Below are 3,649 nucleotides of genomic sequence, written 5' to 3' on the forward strand. Positions count from 1 at the left end.
GAGAGCGGGGAGCACCAGGACGCCGGCGGCCGCGAGGGCGTCCGCGGTGGCCGTGGCCAGCAGCGTGTCCGTCTGGGTCGGCAGGTGCGCGCCGTGTTGCTCGGTGGCGCCGAGCGGCAGCACCGCCAGGACGGGCTCGATGGTCAGACCTTGATCGCGCCCATGTCGACGGTGAACGTCGACGCGGTGATGGTGCGGGAGGCGTCCGAGGCCAGGAACAGCACCGAGTCGGAGATGTCGTCCGTGGTGGCCATGCCCATCCCCAGGATCGGCGTGAAGTGCGGGAGGAACTGGGGCATGTTGGTGAACACGTCGTGGGCCGCCGGGTCGTCGGCACCCATGGGGGTCAGCACGCCGTAGGGGTGGATCGTGTTGACGCGGATCCGGTGCTCACCGAGCTCCTTGGCCGCGGTCTGCGCGAGGCCCACCACGCCGTACTTGGAGGCCGAATAGGGCGACTGGACCGGCATGGCCTTGAGTCCGGCGACGGAGCTCACCAGGACGATCGATCCACCGTTGTCCGCCGCGAGCATGTGCGGGATGGTGGCCTTGAGGGTCTTCCAGTACCCCGTGAGGTTGATGTCGATCGTGTCCTGCCACTGCTGCTCGTCGATCTCCCAGACCTTGCCCCAGTTGCAGATGCCGGCGTTGGCGATCACCACGTCCAGACGGCCGCCGAACCGCTCGACCCCGCGGGCGACCAGGTCCTGCTGGAACGCCAGGTCGCGGACGTCGCCGATCTCGGCGAGGATCTCCCCGCCCTCCGCGCGGACCTTCTCGACCGTCTGCGCGAGGTCGTCCTCGGTGGCCGCCTTGTAGCCGACGTGCTCGGACGGCGAGGCGCACAGGTCCAGTCCGATGACACTGGCACCCTCCCGGGCGAAACGGATGGCGTGCTTGCGGCCCTGGCCGCGGGCGATGCCGGTGATGTAGACGACCTTGCCGTCGAAGTCTCCCATGGACTGTGGTTCCTTTTCCTCTACGGACGTAACAGGGAGGCCCGGCGGACCGCCCACCGGGTCACTCTCCCAGGCGACGCATGAACCCGTCGGGGATCACGTAGTCATCCCTGGTGAGCTCCGAGATCGAGGACTTGCTCAACCCGATCAGGCTGGAGTCCAGGCCCGAGCGCAGGACGTCCAGGACGTTCTCCACGCCGGCCTGGCCGTTGGCGCCCAGGCCCCACAGGTACGCGCGGCCGATCATCACGGCGCGGGCGCCCAGGGCGAGCGCCTTGGCCACGTCCGAACCGCGCCGGATCCCGCCGTCCATCAGCACCTCGACCTGACCGTCGACGGCGTCGACGATCGGTGCGAGGCAGCGGATCGAGGCCGGGGTGCCGTCGAGGTTGTTGCCACCGTGGTTGGAGACCGAGATCGCGCTGACGCCGGCGTCGACGGCACGCCGGGCGTCGTCGATGCGGGTGATGCCCTTGAGCATGACCGGCCCGTCGTAGTTGTCCACGACCCACGCGATGTCCTCCCACGTGGCCGGCGGGGTACCCATCCACTCGCCGTAGGCGCCGAAGAAGGTCGGACCCATCTCGCCCTGGTGCACGAGGTTCGGCGTGGTCAGGTCGGGGAAACGCTTGTTGGTCACCACGTCACGCGCCCACTCGGCGGCCCAGCGCGGACGCACCGCGATCTCCGGGGCGAGGGTGAGCATCGCCTTGGCGTCGAGCTTCTCCGGGATGGTCGGACTGCCCCAGTCGCGCCCCATGGAGAACGACCAGTCGGTGGTGAGGATGACGCCCGCGGCGCCGGCGGCCTTGGCCCGCTCGAGGCGCTCGAGGACCTTCTCCTTGCCGCCGAGCCAATACACCTGGAAGAAGGTCTGCGGGTTCGCGGCGATGACCTCCTCGATCGGCTTGGAGGCGAAGGAGCTCAGTCCCATCGCGGTGCCGCGCGCGGCGGCCGCGCGGGCCACGTCGACCTCACCGTCCGGGGTCACGGCCTGGACCCCGGTCGGCGAGATCATCACCGGGAGGCTGATCGGCTGCCCCATCACCGTGGTGGCCATGTCCCGCTCGGCCTTGGCCCCGATCACGTGCGGCTTGGGACCCAGCTCGGCGAACGCGGCCGTGTTGTCGTCGATCGTCACGCCCTGCTCACTGCCGGCCACCAGCGCCATGTAGACGCTCCGGGGCAGCTTCTTCTTGGCGCGGCGCTGGGCCTCGGCGACCGATTCGAACCAGGGGTTGCGGCGCCAGGGGTTGGCCTCGGCGATCTTCGACAGGCGTGACACGGGAGAGGGCTCCTTCGGGGGGAGGACGTGGGCGGTGGCGGGTCGGCCGGCCGACTCAGACGGGGGACTCGTCGCACAGGCTGGTGGGCCTGCGCGGCGGGGTGGTGACGAGGGTCAGCGGGACCGGGCCGGTGGGCTGCTTGCGCGCCGCCAGCCCCTTGACCCGGGAGTGGTCCTGTGACGGCGAGGGGATGCTGCGCTCGGCCGCGAGCAGTCCCTCGCCGTAGCCCTGGACGCACTCCGGGTCCGGCCCGTCCATGGGCAGGCCGGTGAAGAACTTGGCCGCCATGCAGCCGCCGCGGCAGCTGTCGTAGAAGTTGCAGGACGCGCAGGCCCCGGCCGACTGGGGCTCACGCAGCTCGCGGAAGAGCTCCGAGGTCTGCCAGACGCTCTCGAAGCCGCCGTCGGAGACGATGTTGCCGGCGAGGAACTCCTCGTGGATCGCGAACGGGCAGGCGTAGACGTCCCCGATCGGGTCGATGAGGCACACCACGCGGCCCGCGCCGCAGAGGTTCAGGCCGGGCAGCGAGCCCTGGCCGTCGCCGAAGGCCGACAGGTGGAAGAAGCTGTCACCGGTGAGGACGTTCGACCCGTGCTCGACCAGCCAGTCGTAGAGGTCCTTCTGCTGCTCGGGGAGCGGGTGGAGGTCGTCCCACACGTCCGCTCCGCGGCCGGAGGGGCGCAGGCGGGTGATGCGAAGGGTGGCGTCGTACTTGTCCGCCAGGGCCTTGAACTCGTCCAGCTGGGTCACGTTCTCGCGGGTGACCACCACCGAGATCTTGGCGTCGGTGAAGCCGGCGTTCTTGAGGTTCTCGAGGGCACGGACCGCCATGTCGAACGAGCCCGGGCCGCGGACCGCGTCGTTGACCTCGGCGGTGGCACCGTCGATGGAGATCTGCACGTCGACGTAGTCGCTCGCGGCCAGGCGCTGCGCCACCTTCTCGTCGATGCGCACGCCGTTGGTGGAGAACTTCACGCCCACCTGGTGGCTGGTCGCGTAGTCGACGAGCTCCCAGAAGTCGGGGCGGACGGTGGGCTCGCCACCGCCGATGTTCACGTAGAAGACCTGCATGCGCTGCAGCTCGTCGATGATCGCCTTGCACTGCTCGGTGCTCAGCTCGCGGGGGTCGCGCTTGCCCGAGGAGCTCAGGCAGTGCACGCACGCGAGGTTGCAGGCGTAGGTGAGCTCCCAGGTCAGACAGATGGGGGCGTCGAGGCCGCGCTCGAACTGGTCCACGAGGCGGCCGACGGGGGCGGGGGCCGCCGGGCGGCTGAGCGTGCTGGTCATGAGGTCTCCTCGATCATGCGCGAGGCGGCGAGCTGGCCGAGCGCGTGCAGGTACAGGCGGGCGGTCCCGGGGTCGTCGATCGGTACACCGGCGGCCGCGCAGGCGGCGCGGGCGGTG

The 3,649-nt window shown here is 70.3% G+C and carries 4 protein-coding genes; all 4 read right to left on the reverse strand.

The genetic code is table 11. From position 1 onward, the window contains the following. On the reverse strand, positions 1-123 hold a 123-nt coding region (locus tag G6021_RS12790), incomplete at its 3' end, for a creatininase family protein (protein WP_182641454.1). Positions 124-143: 20 nt separating this feature from the next. Next, positions 144-959, reverse strand: coding sequence for a mycofactocin-coupled SDR family oxidoreductase (locus tag G6021_RS12795; RefSeq protein WP_182641455.1), 816 nt, complete (start codon positions 957-959; stop codon positions 144-146). A gap of 61 nt (positions 960-1,020) precedes the next feature. Next, on the reverse strand, positions 1,021-2,244 hold the full coding sequence (mftD, locus tag G6021_RS12800; RefSeq protein ID WP_182610384.1) for a pre-mycofactocin synthase MftD: 1,224 nt from the start codon (positions 2,242-2,244) through the stop codon (positions 1,021-1,023). Between the two features lie 55 nt (positions 2,245-2,299). Further along, a complete protein-coding gene (gene mftC / locus G6021_RS12805) occupies positions 2,300-3,532 on the reverse strand; it encodes a mycofactocin radical SAM maturase (RefSeq protein ID WP_179525884.1) in 1,233 nt (410 codons plus the stop codon). Positions 3,533-3,649: the final 117 nt, after the last annotated feature.

The sequence above is a fragment of the Dietzia sp. CW19 genome, from assembly GCF_014145265.1.
Lineage (GTDB): Bacteria > Actinomycetota > Actinomycetes > Mycobacteriales > Mycobacteriaceae > Dietzia > Dietzia natronolimnaea.

What these genes read in the sequence shown, in the direction of transcription:
- G6021_RS12795 (WP_182641455.1), bottom strand. Translation starts at nt 959, where the DNA reads ATGGGAGACTTCGACGGCAAGGTCGTCTACATCACCGGCATCGCCCGC.
- mftC (WP_179525884.1), bottom strand. Translation starts at nt 3,532, where the DNA reads ATGACCAGCACGCTCAGCCGCCCGGCGGCCCCCGCCCCCGTCGGCCGC.